We start from the raw sequence: 18294 nt of genomic DNA on the forward strand, positions 1-18294 counted from the left end.
CGGGTCACCAGACTCGGCGCATGGAATCCAGAATCACGCGCATCAACCCCGCCCAGCTCCATGCGACTCCGGGGTACCACCACATCACCGTGGTGGAGTCGGGCCGGACGGCGTACCTGGCGGGACAGTGTCCGCTCGACGCCCTGGGGGAACTCGTGGGCCCAGGCGATCTCGACGCCCAGATCGATCAGGTGGTGGCCAATGCCGTCGGCGCCCTGGGCGCGGTGGACGCCCGTCCGGACGATGTCGTCCGCTCGGTGATCTATGTGGTCAGCGACGATCAAGCGGTCCTGGGAGCTGCCTGGCGGCGTCTGGCCGGATCGCCCCTGGGACCGGCGTTCAGCACCGCGAGCACACTCCTGGGGGTCACCCAACTCGGCTTCACCGGGCAGCTGGTCGAGATCGACCTCACCGCGTCCCTGCCCGGTGCGCCCGCCGCACGCGGCTGAGCCGGACGGCGCCCAGGGCCCAGGAGCTCAGGGCCGGTCCGGAGGCAGGCCCTCCGCGAGGAGTTCGGCCAGGTGGCGGGCGCGTACGCCGCCGAGCTGGGCGAGCTGGGTGCGGCAGGAGAAGCCGTCCGCCAGGAGGGCCGTGCCCGGCTTCGCCGCTCGCACCGAGGGGAGCAGGGTCTCCTCCGCGCAGGCCACCGACACGTCCCAGTGGCCGCGCTCGAAGCCGAAGTTCCCGGCCAGACCGCAGCACCCGCCGCTCAGTTCGCCGGTCAGTCCCGCCCGTTCACGCAGGCGGCGCTCGGCGGCGTCGCCCAGGACGGCGTGCTGGTGGCAGTGGGTCTGTCCGGCGACCGGGCGGTCCAGGCGGGGCGGCTGCCAGCCGGGAGCGCACTCCTCCAGGTACTGGGCCAGGGTCCGTACGGAGGCGGCGAGTTCGGCGGCGCGGGGGTCGCCGGGGAGCAGTTCGGGCAGGTCGGTGCGGAGGGTGGCGGCGCAGCTCGGTTCGAGGACGACGAGCGGGCCGTCCAGGGCGGGGCCCATCCGGTCCAGGGTGCGGCGCATGACCGCGCGGGCCCGGTCGAGCCGCCCCGTGGACACGTAGGTGAGGCCGCAGCACAGTCCCCGGCCGCCGGGAAGCAGCGGGGTGCGGCCCGCCGCCTCCAGGACCCGGACCGCCGCCCGGCCGACCTCGGGCGAGAGGTGATTGGTGAAGGTGTCGGGCCAGAGGGTGACCGTCTGGCCGCCGGAGCCGGTCACCCCGCCCTGGCCCCGGCGCCGTACGAGCCAGTGGGTGAAGGGGCGGCGCGGGAGGACGGGGAGGGTGCGCTCGGCGGCGATCCCGGCCAGCCGCCTGGCCAGGGCCGCCAGGGGGCGGAGGCGGGCCAGGGTGTTGAGGACCGGGGCGAGGGGGGCGGCCAGGCGCAGCCACCGGGGCAGCCCGCCCATCGCGTAGTGCGCGGCGGGGCGGAGCCGTCCCCGGTAGTGGTGGTGCAGGAACTCCGCCTTGTACGTGGCCATGTCGACGCCGACCGGGCAGTCGTGGCGGCACCCCTTGCAGGAGAGGCAGAGGTCGAGCGCGTCGCGCACCTCCGTGGACCGCCAGCCGCCGGTGATCACCTCCCCGGCAAGCATCTCGTGCAGCAGCCGGGCCCGGCCCCGGGTGGAGTGGGCCTCCTCACCCGTCACCCGGAACGACGGGCACATCACGTCCGGCCCCGGCGCCACCGCCGCCGTACGGCAGGCGGCAACGCCCACGCAGCGGCGTACCGCGGCCGAGAAGTCGCCGCCGTCGTGCGGGTAGCCGAACGCGACGTCCACCGGGCGTTTCGGCAGCACGCCGAAGCGGAGGTGCTCGTCGAGCCGGGCGGGGCGGGCGAGGACGCCGGGGTTCATGCCGCCGTCCGGATCCCAGGCGTCCTTGAAGCGGGTGAAGAGGGCGACCAGCTCGTCCCCGTACATGCGGGGCAGCAGTTCGGCGCGGGCCAGGCCGTCGCCGTGCTCGCCGCTGAGCGAGCCGCCGTGCGCGACGACCAGTTCCGCGAGCTCCTCGGAGAAGCGGCGGAAGCGGGCGACGCCCGCGCCGTCCGTCAGGTCGAAGTCGATCCGGACGTGGACGCAGCCCTCGCCGAAGTGCCCGTACGGCGTGCCGCGCAGCCCGTGGTCGGTGAGCAGGGCGCGGAAGTCGCGGAGGTAGGGGCCGAGGCGGGCGGGCGGCACGGCGCAGTCCTCCCAGCCGGGCCAGGCCTCGGTGCCGTCGGGCAGCCGGGTCGCGGTGCCCGCCGCGCTCTCCCGGACGCGCCACAGGGCCCGCTGTCCGGCCGGGTCGGTGAGGACGGCGGCGTCCAGGGCGTCGGCGGCGCGCAGGACGCGTCCGGCGTGGGCCCGCGCCTCGGCGGGGGTCGCGCCGCCGGTCTCGACGAAGAGCCAGGCCGCGCCGCGCGGCAGCCCGGCCGGTTCCCGTACGAGGTCGGCGGCCATGCCCTCGACGGTGAGCGGGTGGTACGGCAGCAGTCCGGGGGCGGCCTCGGCGGCGGCGGACTCGTCCGGGTAGCCGAGCACGGCCAGCGCGCGGGCGGCCGGGGCCCTGACCAGCCGTACGGTCGCCTCCGTCACCACGCCGAGCGTGCCCTCGCTGCCGCAGAACGCGCGGGCGAGGTCGGTGCCGCGTTCGGGCAGCAGGGCGTCGAGGGCGTACCCGGAGATGCGGCGCGGGAGTTCCGGGTAGCCGGTGCGCAGCAGGGCGAGGTTCTCGCGGACGAGGGGGGCGAGGGCTTCCAGGGGGGCGGGGAGGGTGCCGCGGCCCACGCGCAGGGTGCCGCCGCCGTAGCGGGCCACCGTCAGCTCGCGCACCTGGTCGGCGGTGGTGCCCCAGGCGACGGAGTGGGAGCCGCAGGAGTTGTTGCCGATCATGCCGCCCAGCGTGCAGCGGCTGTGGGTGGACGGATCGGGGCCGAAGGTGAGGCCGTGCGGGGCGGCGGCGGCGCGCAGTTCGTCGAGGACCAGGCCGGGCTGGACGACGGCGGTGCGGGCGGCGGGATCCAGGTCGATCAGCCGGTCCAGGTGGCGGGTGAGATCGAATACGACGCCGGTTCCGGTGGCCTGGCCCGCGAGGGAGGTGCCACCGCCGCGCGGCACCACCGGTACGCCGTGCGCGTGACAGACGGCGAGGGCGGCGGCCACGTCGTCGGCGTCGCGCGGGCTGATGACGCCGAGCGGCACGCGGCGGTGGTTGGATGCGTCCATGGTCGTCAACGCCCGTGCGGTGGAACTGAATTGGACCTCTCCGCGCATCGCTGCGCGCAGGGCCTGTGCGAGTTCGGCGGGTTCCGTCAGATTCTGCGCTGCGGCCATGGGGACCAGGATGCCGTTGATCGGGTCACTGGACCCCCAGGCGCCGCCCGTTTCCCTCAAATACGCCAGTACGCCGGAATAGGTCGGACGCTTAGTCACATACGCAACAGAGAACGCCACAAGGTCTTCCCAAAGGGAGCGTCAATTCTCATATAGTGACCAGGACTTAGCTTGGAATTGTCAGCTCCAGTTGTCGCTTTTGCACCTGACATGCCGGACTGACCGTTCGTGAGTCGTTCGACCCGTCCGATGCGCCCGATCCGCCCGTTCCGTCCACCCCGTCCGCTCCCCGTCCGCTCCCAAGGACCCCCATTGAGCCCCTCATCCCGGCCGACCGCAGTGGCCCTGCTGATATCGCTGGTCGTCACCGGCTCCCTGTGCCTGTGGGCGGTCCTCGCCGCCCCCGACTCGATGCGGACCGAGCTCGCCTGGGGTCTGGGCGGAGCCGCCGTGCTGCTGTCCGCCTCGGTGGCCTCCGCCGTCCGCGCCCGCGCCGAGGTGAAGCGGCAGCGTGTCCGGCTCACCTCGGAGACCCAGCGGTTCACCGGTGAGATCAGCCGTCTGGTGTCCGCCTCCGCGGCGGAGGGCCAGCGGTTCACCGCCGAGACCGCCCGGATCAAGGCCGCGGCGGCTGCCGAGACCGCCCGTGTCAGGTCCGCGGCCGAGGCCGAGACCGCCCGGCTCACCGCACAGGCCGCCGCCGAGTCCGAGCGGCTCACCGCCGACATCGCCCGCCTCACCGCCCGCGCCACCCGCAGCGAGACCGAGCGCTCCGCCGCCGTCGCCGCCTGCGCCAACGCCGCGGGCCGGATGCAGGCCCTGTCCACCAGCATGCTCGCCGACCTGCGCGAGATGGAGCACCGGCACTCCGCCGAGGAGGTCCTCGGCGACCTGCTCCACCTCGACCACCGCACCGCTCAGGCGGGCCGCCTCGCCGACTCCATCGCCGTACTGACCGGCGCCCGCTCCGGGCGACGCTGGGCGAAGCCGATCGTGATGGAGTCGATCCTGCGCGGCGCGATGGGCCGGATCAGCGGCTACCAGCGCGTCCGGCTCCACTCGACCAGCGATGTCGCGGTCGCCGGTCACGCCGCCGAGGGCGTCATGCACGCGCTCGCCGAGCTCCTCGACAACGCCGCCAACTTCTCGCCGCCCACGGCGGAGGTCCACGTGTACGTCGAGGAGGTCCCGGCGGGCATCGTCCTGACCGTCGAGGACAGCGGCCTGGTCATGAGCGATGTGCAGCTGCGCCGCGCCGAGCGCGCGGTCTCGGCCGTCGACCAGGACCTGACCGGCCTGTCCGGCACCCGGCTCGGCCTCGCCGTCGTCGGCCGACTGGCCCGCAAGCACGGCCTGACCGTGTCGTTCCGGCCGTCCGCGCGCGGCGGCACCGGCGCCCTGATGATGCTCCCGCAGGAGCTCCTCGCACGGGCCGCGACCCCCGTACCCGCCCCCGCGCCGGCCCCGCGACCGGTGACCGCGCCCGTGCCCGAGCCGGAGCCCGCCCACGACCCCGCGCCGACCGGCACGGTGGCCCCGGACGGCGCCGAGCGCGCGAGGGGCACCGGAGCGGAGGCGTCCGGCACCGCCGGCAGCCCCGCGGCCGACACCGCCGGAAACCCCGCGTCCGAGACCACCCGCAGCCTCCCCCGGTTCGGCGAGAGCGGGCTGCCCAAGCGCTCCCGCGGCCGGACGCTCGCCGCCGCCGAGGCCCGCGCCGACCGGGCCCACGCCGAAGGCGACACGGCCTCCCGGCCCCGTACCTCCGATCCCAAAGAACAGGCAGCCCGCTTCAGCAGCTTCCGCCGGGCCGTCCGCTCCACCACCCCGCACCCGGAAGAAGGCAACACCCCATGACCGCCACCACCGACGAGAAGCTCAACTGGCTGCTGGAGGGGCTCCTGGAGCGCACCCCCGGCACTCGCCACGCCCTCGTCCTGTCCAGGGACGGCCTCAAGCTGTGCCGCACCCCCGAGCTCTCCGTCGACCAGGCCGACCAGCTGGCCGCGATCTCGGCCGGTATCCAGAGCCTGTCGCACGGCGCGTCCATCGAATTCGGTGACGGGACCGGCGGCGTACGGTCCGCGATGGCCGAGTTCTACGGCGGGGTGCTGTTCATCGTCGAGGCGGGCGACGGCGCCCACCTCGCGGTCGTCGCCTCCGAGGACTCCGACGTCGGTCTCATCGGCCACAACATGAGCGAGCTCGTCGAGCAGCTCGGCGAGCACCTCAGCGCCCCGCCGCGCTCCCGCGCGGACGCGGCCGACGCCGACGCGACCGTATGAACCGGCCCCGCCCCCTCCGGCCCGGCCGGGACGACACGCCGGACCGGCTGTACACCCTCACCGGTGGCCGCAGCCGGTCCGACTCGGACGCGTTCGATCTGGTGACCCTGGTGGTCTCCGAGTGCGAGCCGTCTCCCGGCATGCAGTCGGAGCACGTGACGATCCTGCGGATGTGCCAGTCCCCCACCGCGGTCGTGGAGATCGCGGCGGCCCTCGGCCTGCCCGTCAGCATCGTCCGGATCATGCTGTCCGACCTGCTGGACACCGGACGGATCAGCGCCCGTCACCCCCGTACTGCTCGTGTCGCGGACCGGCTCCCCGACCCCGACATCCTGGAACAGGTGCTCGTTGGACTCCGCAACCTCTGACCGTGCCGCCCTGCAGGCGACCGCCGACAACGGACTGAAGATCGTCGTCGTCGGCGGCTTCGGGGTCGGCAAGACCACCATGGTCCGCTCCGTCAGCGAGATCCGTCCGCTGAACACGGAGGAGACGATGACCCGCGCGGGCGAGGCCGTCGACCACCTCGACGGGGTGCAGTCGAAGACGTCCACGACCGTGGCCTTCGACTTCGGCCGGATATCGCTCGACGCGCGCTCCGTGCTGTACCTCTTCGGCGCACCCGGCCAGGAACGCTTCTGGTTCCTGTGGGACCGGCTGTTCTCCGGCACGCTCGGCGCCGTCGTCCTCGTCGACACCCGCAGGCTCGCCGACTCCTGGTACGCGATCGACCGGCTGGAGCACCACGGCACGCCGTTCATCGTGGCCTGCAACGACTTCGGCGGCCCGCTCCACACCGAACAGCAGATACGCGAGGCGCTCGCCCTCTCCGACGACGTACCGCTGGTGGAGTGCGACGCCCGGGACCGCTCGTCCAGCAAGTACGTACTGATCACCCTGGTCGAGTACCTGCACTCCCTCTCGACGGGCGGGGCCTCGGCCCGGTCCGCCGTCCGTCCGGCGACCGCGCCGGAGAAGACCCCGGAGCCCACCCCGTGACCCAGTCCCCGGCGCCCCCCGTCGGCTGCCCCGCGTCCCAGGGCCGCGTTCCGCTCTCCGGCCCCCGCTTCCAGACCGAGCCGACCCGGCTCTACCGCGAGATGCGCCGCGACCACGGCGCCGTGGCGCCGGTGGTCCTCGACGGCGACGTACCCGCCTGGCTGGTCCTCGGCTACCGCGAGCTGCACCAGGTCACCGGCGATCCGGTGCTCTTCAGCCGCGACTCCGACCTGTGGAACCAGTGGGACCGCATACCCGGCGACTGGCCCCTGCTGCCGATGATCGGCCGCAAGCAGCCGTCGATCCTGTACACGGTCGGCCCCCGGCACACCGAACGCGCCGCGATGATCAGCAACGCGCTGGAGGCCGTCGACCCGTTCACGCTGAAGCGGTACGCGGAGGGCTTCGCCGACGGCCTCGTCGACCGGTTCTGCACCACCGGCAGCACCGACATCATCGCCGACTACGCGATGCTGCTGCCCGCCCTCGTCCTCGCCCGGATCTACGGCTTCAGCGACACCGTGGGCGCGGCCCTGGTCGGCTCGCTCAACGACATGATCGACGGACGGGAGCGGGCCCTGGCGGGCCAGCAGCACCTGGCCACGTCCATGTTCCAGCTGCTCGCCGACAAGCACGCCGAGCCCGGCGACGACGTGGCCTCCCGCATGCTCGCCGACCGCGGCGGCTTCACCGACGAGGAGGTCGCGCAGGACCTGATGGTCATGATGGCCGCGGGCCACCAGCCGACCGCCGACTGGATCGGCAACTCGCTGCGGCTGATGCTCACCGACGACCGCTTCGCCGCCTCCCTCTCCGGTGGCCGGCACAGCGTCGCCGAGGCCATGAACGAGGTGCTGTGGGAGGACACCCCGACCCAGAACGTCGCGGGCCGCTGGGCCTCGCGCGACACCCACCTCGGGGGACGCCACATCCGGACCGGCGACATGCTGCTGCTGGGCATCGCCGCCGCCAACTACGACCCGCAGATCCGCACCGACGGCTCCGCGATGACCGGCGGCAACAACGCCTTCCTCTCCTTCGGCCACGGCGAGCACCGCTGTCCGTTCCCGGCCCAGGAGACCGCCGAGGTCATCGCCCGTACCGGCATCGAAGTGCTGCTCGACCGGCTCCCGGACATCGACCTCGCCGTCCCCGCCGCCCAGCTCACCCGGCGTCCGTCCCCGTGGCTGCGGGGCCTGACCGACCTGCCGTTGATCTTCACACCCACCCTCGCCCTGGGACACACCACGGGAACCGACACCGGAGGCCAGAGATGACCCGGATCGCCCTCGACCCCTTCGTCACCGACCTCGACGGCGAGAGCGCCCGGCTGAGGGCCGCCGGTCCGCTCGCCGAGGTGGAGCTGCCCGGCGGGGTGAACTGCTACGCGGTCACCCATCACGCCGAGGCCCGCCAGCTGCTCACCGACAGCCGGATCGTGAAGGACATCAACGTCTGGAACGCCTGGCAGCGCGGCGAGATACCGATGGACTGGCCGCTGATCGGCCTCGCCAACCCGGGCCGCTCCATGCTGACCGTCGACGGCGACGACCACCGCCGCCTGCGCACCCTGGTCGCGCAGGCGCTCACGGTGAAGCGGGTGGAGCGGCTCCGGGAGGGCATCGAGGCCCTGACCACCGCGAGCCTGGACCGGCTGGCCGCCCTCCCGAAGGACGCGCCGGTCGATCTGAAGGCCGAGTTCGCCTACCCGCTGCCGATGAACGTGATCAGCGAGCTGATGGGCGTCGACCAGGCCGACCACCCCCGGCTGAAGGAGCTGTTCGAGAAGTTCTTCTCGACGCAGACCCCGCCGGAGGAGGTCCCGCAGATGATGGCGGACCTCGGCGCGCACTTCACGAAGATCGTCGAGGGCAAGCGGACCAGCCCCGGTGACGACCTCACCAGCGCCCTGATCGCCGCCTCCGAGGACGGCGACCAGCTCACCGACGAGGAGATCGTCAACACCCTCCAGCTGATCATCGCGGCCGGTCACGAGACCACGATCAGCCTGATCGTGAACGCGGTCGTCGCCCTCCAGACCCATCCCGAGCAGCGCAAGCGGGTGCTGAGCGGCGAGGTCCCGTGGGAGAACGTGATCGAGGAGACACTGCGCTGGAACACCCCCACCTCGCACGTCCTGATCCGGTTCGCCACCGAGGACGTCCAGGTCGGCGAGAAGGTCCTGCCGAAGGGCGAGGCGCTGATCGTCTCCTTCGGCGCGCTCGGCCGCGACGAGTCGCAGCACGGCCCGAGCGCCGCCGAGTTCGACATCACCCGCTCCCCCAACCGCCACATCGCGTTCGGGCACGGCCCGCACGTCTGTCCGGGCGCGGCGCTCTCCCGCCTGGAGGCCGGTGTGGCGCTGCCCGCGCTCTACGAGCGGTTCCCCCAGCTGGAGCTCGCCGTCCCCGCCTCCGAACTGCGGAACAAGCCGATCGTCACCCAGAACGACCTGTACGACCTGCCGGTCACCCTGGGCTGATCCGGACCGCCGGACCGCCGTCCACGGGCCGGAGCGCACATCTCATCTCACGGACACGGTGCTCGGCCGTGTCCGTGAGGCACTACGCTCCGGTTCGTGGCCGATATCCAGATTCCCGCTGACATCAAGCCCGCCGACGGACGCTTCGGCGCCGGGCCTTCCAAGGTGCGGACGGAGGCGCTCGACGCGCTGGCCGCCACCGGAACGTCCCTCCTCGGCACCTCGCACCGCCAGGCGCCGGTGAAGAACCTGGTCGGTTCGGTCCGCCAGGGCGTGCGCGACCTCTTCTCCCTCCCCGAGGGCTACGAGGTGATCCTGGGCAACGGCGGCTCCACCGCCTTCTGGGACGTCGCGACGCACGGACTCATCGAGACGAAGTCCCAGCACCTCACCTTCGGCGAGTTCTCGTCGAAGTTCGCGAAGGCCGCCAAGCTCGCCCCGTGGCTCGCCGACCCGACCGTGATCGCCTCCGAGCCGGGCACCCACCCGGACCCGCGGGCCGAGGCGGGCGTCGATGTCTACGCCTTCACGCACAACGAGACCTCGACCGGTGTCGCCGCCCCCATCCAGCGCGTCGAGGGCGCCGACGAGGGCGCCCTGGTCGTGGTGGACGCCACCTCCGGCGCGGGCGGCATCCCCGTCGACATCACCGAGACGGACGTCTACTACTTCGCCCCGCAGAAGTCCTTCGCCTCCGACGGCGGCCTGTGGATCGGCGTCTTCTCCCCGGCCGCCCTGGAGCGCGCCGCGCGCGTCCACGCCTCGGGACGGCACATCCCGGAGTTCTTCTCGCTGCCCACCGCGATCGACAACTCCCTCAAGAACCAGACGTACAACACCCCGTCCCTGTCCACGCTCTTCCTGCTCAACGAGCAGTTGAACTGGCTGAACGGCCAGGGCGGCCTGGACTTCGCGGTCCGCCGCACCGCCACCTCGGCGCGGGGCCTGTACGGCTGGGCGGAGGCGTCCACGTACGCGACCCCGTTCGTCACCGACCCGGCGAAGCGCTCGCTGGTCATCGGCACGATCGACTTCGCGGACGAGATCGACGCCGCCGCCGTCGCCAAGGCGCTGCGCGCCAATGGCATCGTCGACACCGAGCCGTACCGCAAGCTGGGCCGCAACCAGCTGCGGGTGGCGATGTTCCCGGCGATCGACCCGGCGGACGTCGAGGCCCTGACCGCCTGCATCGACTACGTGATCGAGAAGCTGTAACCGCTCCCTGCACCGGGTGGAGGGCCCCGCGCCAGCGCGGGGCCCTCCGTCGTTCACCCGGTCCAGTGGCGCACGCGCCGATGGCCGACCGGGCTCCGCGGCGCGAGCGGCCCCCGCCGGGGCATCGCCCCCGCGGCTCCCCCGCGCCCCGGGTGCCGCCCCCCGCCCCGCCTCCCCGACTCCCCCGTCGACACGCCCCGTCAAGGCCGGCCACCCCCCGAGCCCGGCCCCCGTCCGCGCCCCGTACACCCGTGCCCGTGCCCCCGTCGGCGCCCCGCGCCCGGCCCCCCGTCCGCGCCCCCGGGTTCCCCGCCGGTCCGCGCCCGGTCACCCGGCGGGAGCGGCGGCGCTCACCCGGTCGCCGCCGACAGGACCTCCTTCAGCCGGGCTATGCCCGCGGCCCAGGCCTTGTCCCCCGACTCGTCCCACAGCTCGTGCAGCTCCGAGTTCTCCCCCAGCACCCCGTCGAGCGCCCGCACCGCGAGGGGGCGCAGCTCCGGCGTGAGGACGGGCAGCGGCTTCTTGGGGCCGTACGCGGTGGTCACCGCCTCGCCCCCCGGGCACTGGGAGGCGACCAGCGCGGCCGCCGCGACCGCGAACGCCCCGTCGTCGCTGTCCAGATAGTCCGACGTCTCCGCCGCGAAGGTCAGCACCTCACGGAGGACGGCTTCCCGTTCGGCCTCCGGCGCTTCGTCCACTTTCCAGGAGAAGTCGGCCGCGCTGTCATTGTCGAAATGGCCGGTGTCCCACGTACCCATTTGAGGTGCCTCCACGCGAATGCCCTACGTACACGTGCGCTTCAGGCACGTGTGTGCGGTGCGTACGCCCCTGTTGTGCGTACACGTCCCTCACTCTGGCAGCCGCCACTGACAACGCCGCTCCGGGCGGCTCAGCCCCGTTTCCGCCGCACCCCCAGGAACACCAGGGCGGCCACCCCCGCGAGCACCAGCGTGCCGCTCAGGCCGAGCCCCTTGCCGTCGCCGGACGTCCCGGCGGACGAGGCCGGGGACTCGCCGCTCCCGGCCGGGGACTTCCCGTCGCCGCTGCCCCGGTCCACGTCCACCCGCACCACCTCGCTGCGTTCCCCCTCCGAGCCGAACATCAGCGCCGAGCCGTCCTTCGTGAACGTCACGGACTCGGCCTGCGGCTGGAGCGGGCCCGAGACCGCGTGGTCGGCACCGAGCCTGCCGTCGCGGAAGACGTAGGCGCGGGTGCTGAAGTAGGAGCGCAGCACCAGTTCCCGGCCGTCCGGGGAGAACGCCCCGTCCGTCACCCACGGCACCTCGCCCACCTTCCGGAAGACGTTGGCGCTCCCGGTGGCCAGCTTCGCCGGTCCTTCGTACAGCCCGCCGCCGTCCTCGTTCTTCGACGCGATGTAGACCCGCCCGGTCTTCGGGTGGACCATCAGCGCCTCGGCGTTGCGCGGGCCGTCGGCGTACTTCACGTCGAACTGGGTGGCGGTGACCGTCGCGTCCTTCAGCTGCTTCGGCTCCGGGAAGCGGTAGATCCAGACGTGGTCCCAGCTGCCGTTCAGGTTGTCGCCGATGTCACCGACGTACAGGTCGCCGTCCGGGCCGAGCGAGATGGCCTCCACGTCGCGGGGGCTGCCCACGCCCTTCATGGTGATCGTCGCCACCGTCCGGCCGGTCCGCGAGTCGACGGCGTAGACGTACGGCCCGTCGTCGCTGTCGTTGTGCGTCCAGTAGATGCCCGGGTGGGCGCGGCTGGCGGCGAGGCCGCTGGACTCGGTGATCCGGGGGTCCTTGAGGGTGAAGGTCCGGTCGGCCCCGTCCTCCGCCGCGGCGGGGGCGGTCCCGGCGAGGAGGAGCAGCGCGGCGGCCGGCAGCACAGTCAGGTACGAAGGCATGGCACAAGTGTCCATCGTCACGTCGCAGCCGGTGGGACTGATCCGCGATGATGACGCCATGAGGTTCACGCTTGTCGGCGATTCGATGACCATAGGCCGCGCGGGCGACTTCACCTGGCGCTACCGGATGTGGCAGCACCTCGACGCCACGTCCGGCGCCCCGTTCTCGATCGTCGGCCCGCGCACCGAGCTGTACGACACCGAGGCGGGTGCCCCCGTCTCGGACGCGTACGGCGCTCCGGACTTCCCGGCCGGGGCCCGCGCCCACCTGGCCGGCTGGGGCGAGGGCTGGCTGCACATGGCCCCGGTGATCGCCGACGTGGTGACCGCGTACCGCACCGATGTGCTGCTCGTCTCGCTCGGCCTGATAGACCTCGGGTTCTACACGGACAGCGGGCAGACCGCTGACAACGTGCGGGCGTTCATCTCGGCGGCACGCACCGCGAACCCGCGGCTCAGGATGGTTCTGCTGCCGGTGATCCCCAACATCCGGGCCGAGTCGGACGCCCCGTTCGCCGCCGAGTGCGAGCGGTTCAACGAGCTGCTGGCGAAGGCCGTCGCCGATCTCGACGCACCCGCGTCCCCGGTCCTGCTGGCCTCCCGCCCCGCGGGCTACGACATCCATGAGGACACGTACGACGGTACGCACCCCGGTCCCAGCGGGGAGCACGCGCTGGCGGGCGCCTTCGCCGACGCGATGCACCAGGCGTGGGGGCTGGGCGGCCCGTACGTCCGGCGTCCCTGACCGGGCGGGGAGCACGGCGAAAGGACCGGCTCATCGCTCCGTGGCGGGCCGGGCCCGTACGTGCATCCGCTCACCCTGCTGCCCGAACAGGCTGAGGAACTCGACCGGTTCCGGCCCGGCGCTGGCCCAGGCGTGCGGCGTCCGCGTGTCGAACTCGGCGACCTCGCCCGCCGTGAGCACCAGATCGTGCTCCCCCAGCAGCAGCCGCAGCCGCCCCGCCAGCACGTACAGCCACTCGTACCCCTCGTGCACCCGCTGTTCCAGCGGCCCGGTGGAGCCCCGGCCACCGGGCAGGATCTGCTTGTACGCGTGGAGCCCGCCGAGGTGCCGGGTGAGCGGGACGAAGGTCATGCCGTCGCGGGTGAAGGGGCGGAAGTGGATGCGCGGATCGCCGGTGGCGGGGGCGCCGACCAGCTCGTCGAGCTGCACCCCGTACGCCTTGGCCAGCGGCAGCAGCAGTTCGAGGGTGGGTTTACGGCCGCCCGACTCCAGGCGCGAGAGGGTGCTGAGGGAGATCCCGGTGATCTCGCCAAGCTGTGCGAGGGTCGTGCCGCGCTGTTGGCGCAGGGCCCGCAGGCGCGGGCCGACGCCGGTCAGGACCGAGGTGATCTCGTCGTCGTCCGCCCGTTCCGGCCGCTGCGCCCGCTCCGGTCGTTCCGCGTGTTCCGCTCGTTCCGGTTGTTCCGGCTCACCCGGTCGTTCCAGGTGGTCCAGGTGGTCCGGGTGCTCCGCGCCGTCTGCCATGCGTCCATTATTCGGTTCGTCCGACGAACCGGCGGCTCGCACGGTGCACCGGCGCGGTCCGGGCCCCCGGCCGCGCACACGTCAGGACGACAGGATCATGGAGAGCGAGAGCCGGGTCAGCTCGTCGGTCAGCCACTCGGCGTCGACCTGGCGGGGGCGGCGGCCGTGGTGGGCCATCAGCTCGTCCACCGCGTGGGTCAGCACCGTGACGGTCACCTGGTGGTCGCTCTCCACCGCCTCGCCCCGGCGCACCGCGCGCTCGGCCTCCGAGGTGAGGAACTCCAGCCACATCGTCCGCCAGGTCGTCAGGTGGTTGTCCACCTCGTAACTCACTCCGAGCACCTCGACGAAGGCCACCCGGGCCGCGCACGGGTCCTCGGTCACCGCCTTCACGTACGCCTCGAAGAGCAGCCGGCAGCGCACCGCTGTCGAACAGTCCTCCATGCCCTCCGCCATCAGGGCGTTCTCGGCCGCGCGCAGCCCGAGGGTCGCCACCTCGTCGTACAGCGCCATCAGCAGGACCTCCCGGGAGAGGAACTCCTGCTGGAAGACGTGGACGGGCACCTTCGCGCGGGCGCACAGGTCCTCGACACTCGTATGCGCGTACCCGTACGCGCCGAACAACTCCCGTCCCGCGCGGAGCAGTCGGTCCCTGGCGCCCAGGAGCTCCATGGACTGTCCGACCGCCCCATTCCGCCGGCTCGCCACGACACCCGTCATCGGTCCTCCTTCGTCGTCCGTACCGCTGCCCCCACTCTCCCCGCTCCGCCCGGCCGGTGGTGGGTCCGCCACGCGTACGTTCCGGTGCGCGCGGGGTGACCCTTGGGCCAAGTCCGATTACCCATCGAACCGTTGTCGGTGTGAGGTTCTACGCGGCGCTCTGGCACTCCATCACTTCCGGGGCCTCCATGCCTCCCGGACGCACGAAGAAACACCCGCCAGGGGGGCGCGCGACCTGCCCTTTCACGCCCCTGCACCCGTGCCCAGCGCCCGGAGGACCGCCCGCGCGACAGGAAGGCGCCGGGCTCAGAGCGCCGCGCCGTCCAGCGCCGGAGCCATCAGGGCGAAGGCCCGTTCCAGCAGGGCGAGCGGATCCTCCGCACCGTCCCCGTCGCTCCACCGCTCCAGCACCGCGTCGAAGGCCGTCAACGCCATCCCCGCGGCCAGCCTCGGATACAGCCCGGCGTCCGCGCCGGTCCCCTGCCTCCGCGCCAGCTCCGCCGTCAGATCCTCGCGCCACCGCGCCTGGCGCTCCATGAAGCGCGCGCGCAGGGCGGGCGTACGCAGGATCAGCCGGACCACGCACAGCGCCCGTTCGGCGTGATCGGGAGGGGTGCAGGCGGTGAGGGAGACCGAGACGGCGTGCAGCAGGGCCGCCGAGGGGCGCTCGCCGGCCGGGCGGGCGGCCAGCTCCTCGCGCATGCCGGCGCCCAGGTCGCCCAGGAACTGGACGACCACGTCCTCCTTGGAGGCGAAGTAGCGGAAGAACGTCCGCTTGGACACTCCGGCGGCCGTCGCGATCTCGTCGATGGTGACCGCGTCGAAGCCCTTCGAGGCCAGCAGTTGCAGGGCCGCCTCGGTCAGCTCGCCCGAGACGAGACGGCGTTTGCGCTGGGCCATGGTCAGCCCGGGGACCTGGGACGCATCGGACCCCTGGGACTCTTCTGGCACTTCCGGGCGTGAGCTCACCCGCTCATGGTAACTCAATGCCTTTCATGGCACGCACTGAACTCCTTGACACCGAGTGACATCACAGGCAGCGTGTGCCGCATGACACGCCAACAGCACTGGACCACCGAACAGATCCCGGACCTGACCGGACGGGTGTGCGTCGTCACCGGGGCCAGCAGCGGCCTGGGCCTGGCGACCGCCCGGACTCTCGCCCACCGGGGCGGGCGGGTGATCCTCGCCGTACGCGACCAGGAGAAGGGCCGCCGGGCCGCCGCGCGGATCACCGCCGAACAGCCGGGCGCCGCACTGGAGGTACGCCGCCTCGACCTGGCGGACCTCGATTCCGTACGGGCCTTCGCCGACCGGCTGGACACCGAGCATCCACGGCTGGACCTGCTCGTCAACAACGCCGGGGTGATGGCACCGCCCCGGTCGCTGAGCGCCCAGGGCCACGAGCTCCAGTTCGCCTGCAACCACCTGGGCCACTTCGCGCTCACCGGGCTGCTGCTGCGCGCGCTGGCAGCGGGGCGCGATCCGCGGGTGGTGACGGTGAGTTCGCCCAACCACCGGCGGGGGCGGCTCTTCCTCGACGACCTCTCGGGGGAACGCTCGTACGCGCCGATGAAGTTCTACAACCAGTCGAAGTTCGCCAACGCCGTCTTCGGCCGGGAGCTTCATCTGCGGCTGACCGCGGCCAAAAGCCCGGTGCTCAGCCTGCTCGCCCACCCCGGCTACACCTCCACCGGGCTCCAGACGGGCGCCCCGGTCGCCGCGGTCCGGCTGCTCTACGGGCGGCTGCTCCGCCCGCTGGCCCAGACCCCGGAGCGCGGCGCGCTGCCGCAGCTCTACGCGGCGACCCATCCGGACGCGCGGGGCGGCGAGTTCATCGGACCGGACGGCCCGGCGGAACTGCGCGGGCGGCCGACCCGGGTCCGGCTGGCCCCGGCGGCGGCCGACCCCGGCACGGGCCGACGGCTCTGGGAGCTGTCGGAACGGCTGACCGGCGTACGGTTCACGCTCCCGGAACCGGAGCGGGAAGCGGAGCGTTCAGCCGGTGGGGCGGATGCCCCACCGGCCGTGGCCTGACCCCGGGTTCCGCCGGACACGGGGGCAGGCGTTCCGGTCAGGCCTTGCCGGTGCAGATCGCGTCGTACGGACGTCCCGGGCTCGGGAAAAGCTCCAGCGGCGTGCTGCCGGACGGGCACTCCTCGGCCTTCTTCGTCAGGTCGAGGACCTTCCTCCCGCCGCCCCCGGCGCAGGGCACCTCCTTCGCCTGGTCGGTCACGCAGTCGCCCTTCACCAGCTGGCCACCGCCCGCACCGGCGTCACCGGGGTGCTCGCCGGACAGGTTGCGGCCGCAGATGGTCTTGCTGGGGATGCCGCCCTTGGCGTCGCCGGAGCCGAAGGAGACCTTCACCGAGATGATCTCGTCCGTACCGGCCGGGCACTGGATGGAGTCGGAGAAGATGGCCCCGTTCTTGACCTCCAGGGCCTTGATGGTCGCCTTGGAGTCGCCGCAGTCCAGGGGCTGGTAGGCGTCCTTCGCGCTGCTGTCCGGACCGGCGCAGTCGCCGACCTTCCAGTCCTTGGCCTCATGCGTCCCGTTGCTGGACTCCTTCTGACAGGCGCTGGCCGCACCCAGGACGAGCGCGACGGCCAGCACCGCCTTCGAGCCGTTCAGCAGAGCCGTGCGGGAGCGGCGGCGCGGTGCGGAACCGGTACCGGTCAGGCCTCCGCCGTGGGGACGCGTGCTGCCGGTCACTCTCATACTGCTCCTCAGGTCTCGGGTGTGACGCGGCCCGCGCGGCACTGGGTACGGCCGTGGGGTACGGCGCTGCCGTGCGGGCCCGCGCATCGTGGCGCGGGCGTGAGGACGACAGGAGCGGGCGGCGCGGTTCCCGGGACGGCCGAATCAGTCGACCGGGGAGGCCGGAGCGGTGAACGAGACGTCCGCGGCGCCCGGTACGACCTCCAGATCGCTGCCGAGGGCCCATTCCGCGACCCGCGAGACCGCGGCGGCCACGATCACGTCGCTGATCCCCGGTGCGGCCGGGATGTCATGCGTGGCGTGGGCGTCGTGCGGCATGACGACCCGGTACCCGAGCTCCAGCGCCGTACGGGCCGTGGCCTGCACACACATCTCGGACATCACCCCGCACACGGCGAGCGCGGACACCCCCGCGTCCGTCAGCAGCCCCCGCAGGGGCGTCCGGTGGAAGCTGTCGTCCCTGGTCTTGCGGATCACGGTCTCCGTGGCCGACTCCTCGACGGCGTGGTGGAGCGCCCACCCGGGAGTGCCGGGCTCGTCCCCGGCACCGGGCCGCCCGTCGTTCTGTACGTGGACGACGAGCGCGCCGCCCTCGCGGGCCCGTGCGATCAGGTCCGCCGTCCGGTCGAGCAGCCGGGCCGCGTCGGGCACCGCCCGCGCTCCTTCGACCGCGTCCGCCTGGACGTCCACAACGATCAGCGCGTGCACGGGAGATGCGGCGGATATCTGGGGGCTCAGCTGGTTGCTCATACCGTCATCATGTCTGGCGCCCGGCCACATGGTGAGGATCTTCAGCCCATCCGGGGATGGTCACCATGTCACAGCCTGTCCACAGCGCTCAGATCTTGATTGCCTCTGCTTGGGCCGGGTTGATAGGCATGGACGGCACTCTTGTTCTCGGTCGAGGCCGGTAGGGGGTCTGGATGAAGTTCGATATGGGGTCGCAGGTTCTGACGACGCTGTCGTCGAAGTCGCGTGGGTCGAGTGATGATCTGGGGACGCTGATCCGTCAGCTGGTGCAGGCGGCGGCGCCGTTGGAGGGGAAGTTCCACGGTGCGGGGCGGGTGGCGTTCGACTCGTTCAAGAGCCGTTCGGACGAGATCACGGCGGCGTTGAACGGTTCGCTCTCGGCTCTTCTGGGTGGTCAGTCCGGGATGGAGCAGGCGTTCGGTTCGGGTGACCAGGAGCAGGGTGACAACGCGCGGCAGCAGATGTC

The 18294-nt window shown here is 72.7% G+C and carries 19 protein-coding genes; 11 read left to right on the forward strand and 8 right to left on the reverse strand.

Annotation, left to right across the window (positions count from 1 at the left end; genetic code table 11):
* Nucleotides 1–20: 20 nt before the first annotated feature.
* Nucleotides 21–449 carry a RidA family protein gene (locus ACFVWY_RS14580; RefSeq protein WP_389871369.1) on the forward strand — a complete coding sequence of 143 codons (429 nt, stop codon included), beginning with the start codon at nucleotides 21–23 and terminating at the stop codon, nucleotides 447–449.
* 27 nt (nucleotides 450–476) lie between these two features.
* On the opposite strand, the gene ACFVWY_RS14585 is transcribed toward ACFVWY_RS14580, so the two are convergent.
* Entirely contained in the window at nucleotides 477–3242 is a 2766-nt protein-coding gene (locus tag ACFVWY_RS14585) for an FAD-binding and (Fe-S)-binding domain-containing protein (protein ID WP_389871433.1), read from the reverse strand.
* Nucleotides 3243–3614: 372 nt separating this feature from the next.
* Here ACFVWY_RS14585 and ACFVWY_RS14590 point away from each other — a divergent pair, with 372 nt between their 5' ends.
* The 7 genes from ACFVWY_RS14590 to serC all read left to right on the forward strand — a co-directional run bounded on the left by ACFVWY_RS14590 (nucleotide 3615) and on the right by serC (nucleotide 10283).
* Complete coding sequence (locus ACFVWY_RS14590) at nucleotides 3615–5159, forward strand: sensor histidine kinase (RefSeq protein ID WP_389871371.1); 1545 nt, start codon at nucleotides 3615–3617, stop codon at nucleotides 5157–5159.
* A complete protein-coding gene (locus ACFVWY_RS14595) occupies nucleotides 5156–5587 on the forward strand; it encodes a roadblock/LC7 domain-containing protein (protein ID WP_389871373.1) in 432 nt (143 codons plus the stop codon). The genes ACFVWY_RS14590 and ACFVWY_RS14595 overlap by 4 nt, the downstream gene beginning before the upstream one ends.
* On the forward strand, nucleotides 5584–5955 hold the full coding sequence (locus ACFVWY_RS14600) for a DUF742 domain-containing protein (protein WP_389871376.1): 372 nt from the start codon (nucleotides 5584–5586) through the stop codon (nucleotides 5953–5955). The genes ACFVWY_RS14595 and ACFVWY_RS14600 overlap by 4 nt, the downstream gene beginning before the upstream one ends.
* Complete coding sequence (locus ACFVWY_RS14605) at nucleotides 5936–6586, forward strand: ATP/GTP-binding protein (RefSeq protein WP_389871378.1); 651 nt, start codon at nucleotides 5936–5938, stop codon at nucleotides 6584–6586. The genes ACFVWY_RS14600 and ACFVWY_RS14605 overlap by 20 nt, the downstream gene beginning before the upstream one ends.
* Entirely contained in the window at nucleotides 6583–7863 is a 1281-nt protein-coding gene (locus ACFVWY_RS14610; protein WP_389871381.1) for a cytochrome P450, read from the forward strand. Before ACFVWY_RS14605 ends, ACFVWY_RS14610 begins: the two co-directional genes overlap by 4 nt.
* Nucleotides 7860–9068 (forward strand): cytochrome P450, encoded by a 1209-nt coding sequence (locus ACFVWY_RS14615; RefSeq protein WP_389871384.1) that lies wholly within the window; start codon nucleotides 7860–7862, stop codon nucleotides 9066–9068. Before ACFVWY_RS14610 ends, ACFVWY_RS14615 begins: the two co-directional genes overlap by 4 nt.
* A 96-nt stretch (nucleotides 9069–9164) precedes the next feature.
* The gene (gene serC / locus ACFVWY_RS14620; RefSeq protein ID WP_389871387.1) at nucleotides 9165–10283 is read left to right on the forward strand and encodes a phosphoserine transaminase; all 1119 of its coding nucleotides are present in this window, start codon (nucleotides 9165–9167) and stop codon (nucleotides 10281–10283) included.
* 350 nt (nucleotides 10284–10633) lie between these two features.
* On the opposite strand, the gene ACFVWY_RS14625 is transcribed toward serC, so the two are convergent.
* Both ACFVWY_RS14625 and ACFVWY_RS14630 read right to left on the reverse strand, forming a co-directional pair.
* Nucleotides 10634–11041 (reverse strand): DUF4259 domain-containing protein, encoded by a 408-nt coding sequence (locus ACFVWY_RS14625; RefSeq protein ID WP_389871390.1) that lies wholly within the window; start codon nucleotides 11039–11041, stop codon nucleotides 10634–10636.
* A gap of 131 nt (nucleotides 11042–11172) precedes the next feature.
* Nucleotides 11173–12150 (reverse strand): WD40 repeat domain-containing protein, encoded by a 978-nt coding sequence (locus ACFVWY_RS14630; RefSeq protein WP_389871393.1) that lies wholly within the window; start codon nucleotides 12148–12150, stop codon nucleotides 11173–11175.
* 58 nt (nucleotides 12151–12208) lie between these two features.
* Between ACFVWY_RS14630 and ACFVWY_RS14635 the strand changes: the two genes are divergently transcribed.
* Nucleotides 12209–12895 carry a GDSL-type esterase/lipase family protein gene (locus ACFVWY_RS14635; protein ID WP_389871395.1) on the forward strand — a complete coding sequence of 229 codons (687 nt, stop codon included), beginning with the start codon at nucleotides 12209–12211 and terminating at the stop codon, nucleotides 12893–12895.
* 30 nt (nucleotides 12896–12925) lie between these two features.
* On the opposite strand, the gene ACFVWY_RS14640 is transcribed toward ACFVWY_RS14635, so the two are convergent.
* The 3 genes from ACFVWY_RS14640 to ACFVWY_RS14650 all read right to left on the reverse strand — a co-directional run bounded on the left by ACFVWY_RS14640 (nucleotide 12926) and on the right by ACFVWY_RS14650 (nucleotide 15259).
* A complete protein-coding gene (locus ACFVWY_RS14640; protein WP_389871398.1) occupies nucleotides 12926–13639 on the reverse strand; it encodes a helix-turn-helix domain-containing protein in 714 nt (237 codons plus the stop codon).
* Nucleotides 13640–13720: 81 nt separating this feature from the next.
* Nucleotides 13721–14311: a TetR/AcrR family transcriptional regulator gene (locus ACFVWY_RS14645; RefSeq protein WP_389871435.1), complete on the reverse strand. Its 591-nt coding sequence runs from the start codon at nucleotides 14309–14311 to the stop codon at nucleotides 13721–13723.
* A 354-nt stretch (nucleotides 14312–14665) separates the two neighbouring features.
* Nucleotides 14666–15259, reverse strand: coding sequence for a TetR family transcriptional regulator (locus ACFVWY_RS14650; protein WP_389871438.1), 594 nt, complete (start codon nucleotides 15257–15259; stop codon nucleotides 14666–14668).
* A 150-nt stretch (nucleotides 15260–15409) separates the two neighbouring features.
* On the opposite strand from ACFVWY_RS14650, the gene ACFVWY_RS14655 reads away from it, so the two are divergent.
* Complete coding sequence (locus ACFVWY_RS14655; protein WP_389871400.1) at nucleotides 15410–16396, forward strand: oxidoreductase; 987 nt, start codon at nucleotides 15410–15412, stop codon at nucleotides 16394–16396.
* A gap of 37 nt (nucleotides 16397–16433) precedes the next feature.
* Here ACFVWY_RS14655 and ACFVWY_RS14660 read toward each other — a convergent pair whose 3' ends face one another.
* Nucleotides 16434–17078, reverse strand: a complete 645-nt coding sequence (locus tag ACFVWY_RS14660; RefSeq protein ID WP_389871403.1) for a hypothetical protein — start codon at nucleotides 17076–17078, stop codon at nucleotides 16434–16436.
* Between the two features lie 144 nt (nucleotides 17079–17222).
* Nucleotides 17223–17828: a cysteine hydrolase family protein gene (locus ACFVWY_RS14665; RefSeq protein ID WP_389871406.1), complete on the reverse strand. Its 606-nt coding sequence runs from the start codon at nucleotides 17826–17828 to the stop codon at nucleotides 17223–17225.
* Between the two features lie 173 nt (nucleotides 17829–18001).
* Here ACFVWY_RS14665 and ACFVWY_RS14670 point away from each other — a divergent pair.
* On the forward strand, nucleotides 18002–18294 hold a 293-nt coding region (locus tag ACFVWY_RS14670; RefSeq protein WP_389871409.1), incomplete at its 3' end, for a hypothetical protein.

The sequence above is a fragment of the Streptomyces sp. NPDC058195 genome, from assembly GCF_042883525.1.
In the GTDB taxonomy this organism is placed as follows: domain Bacteria; phylum Actinomycetota; class Actinomycetes; order Streptomycetales; family Streptomycetaceae; genus Streptomyces.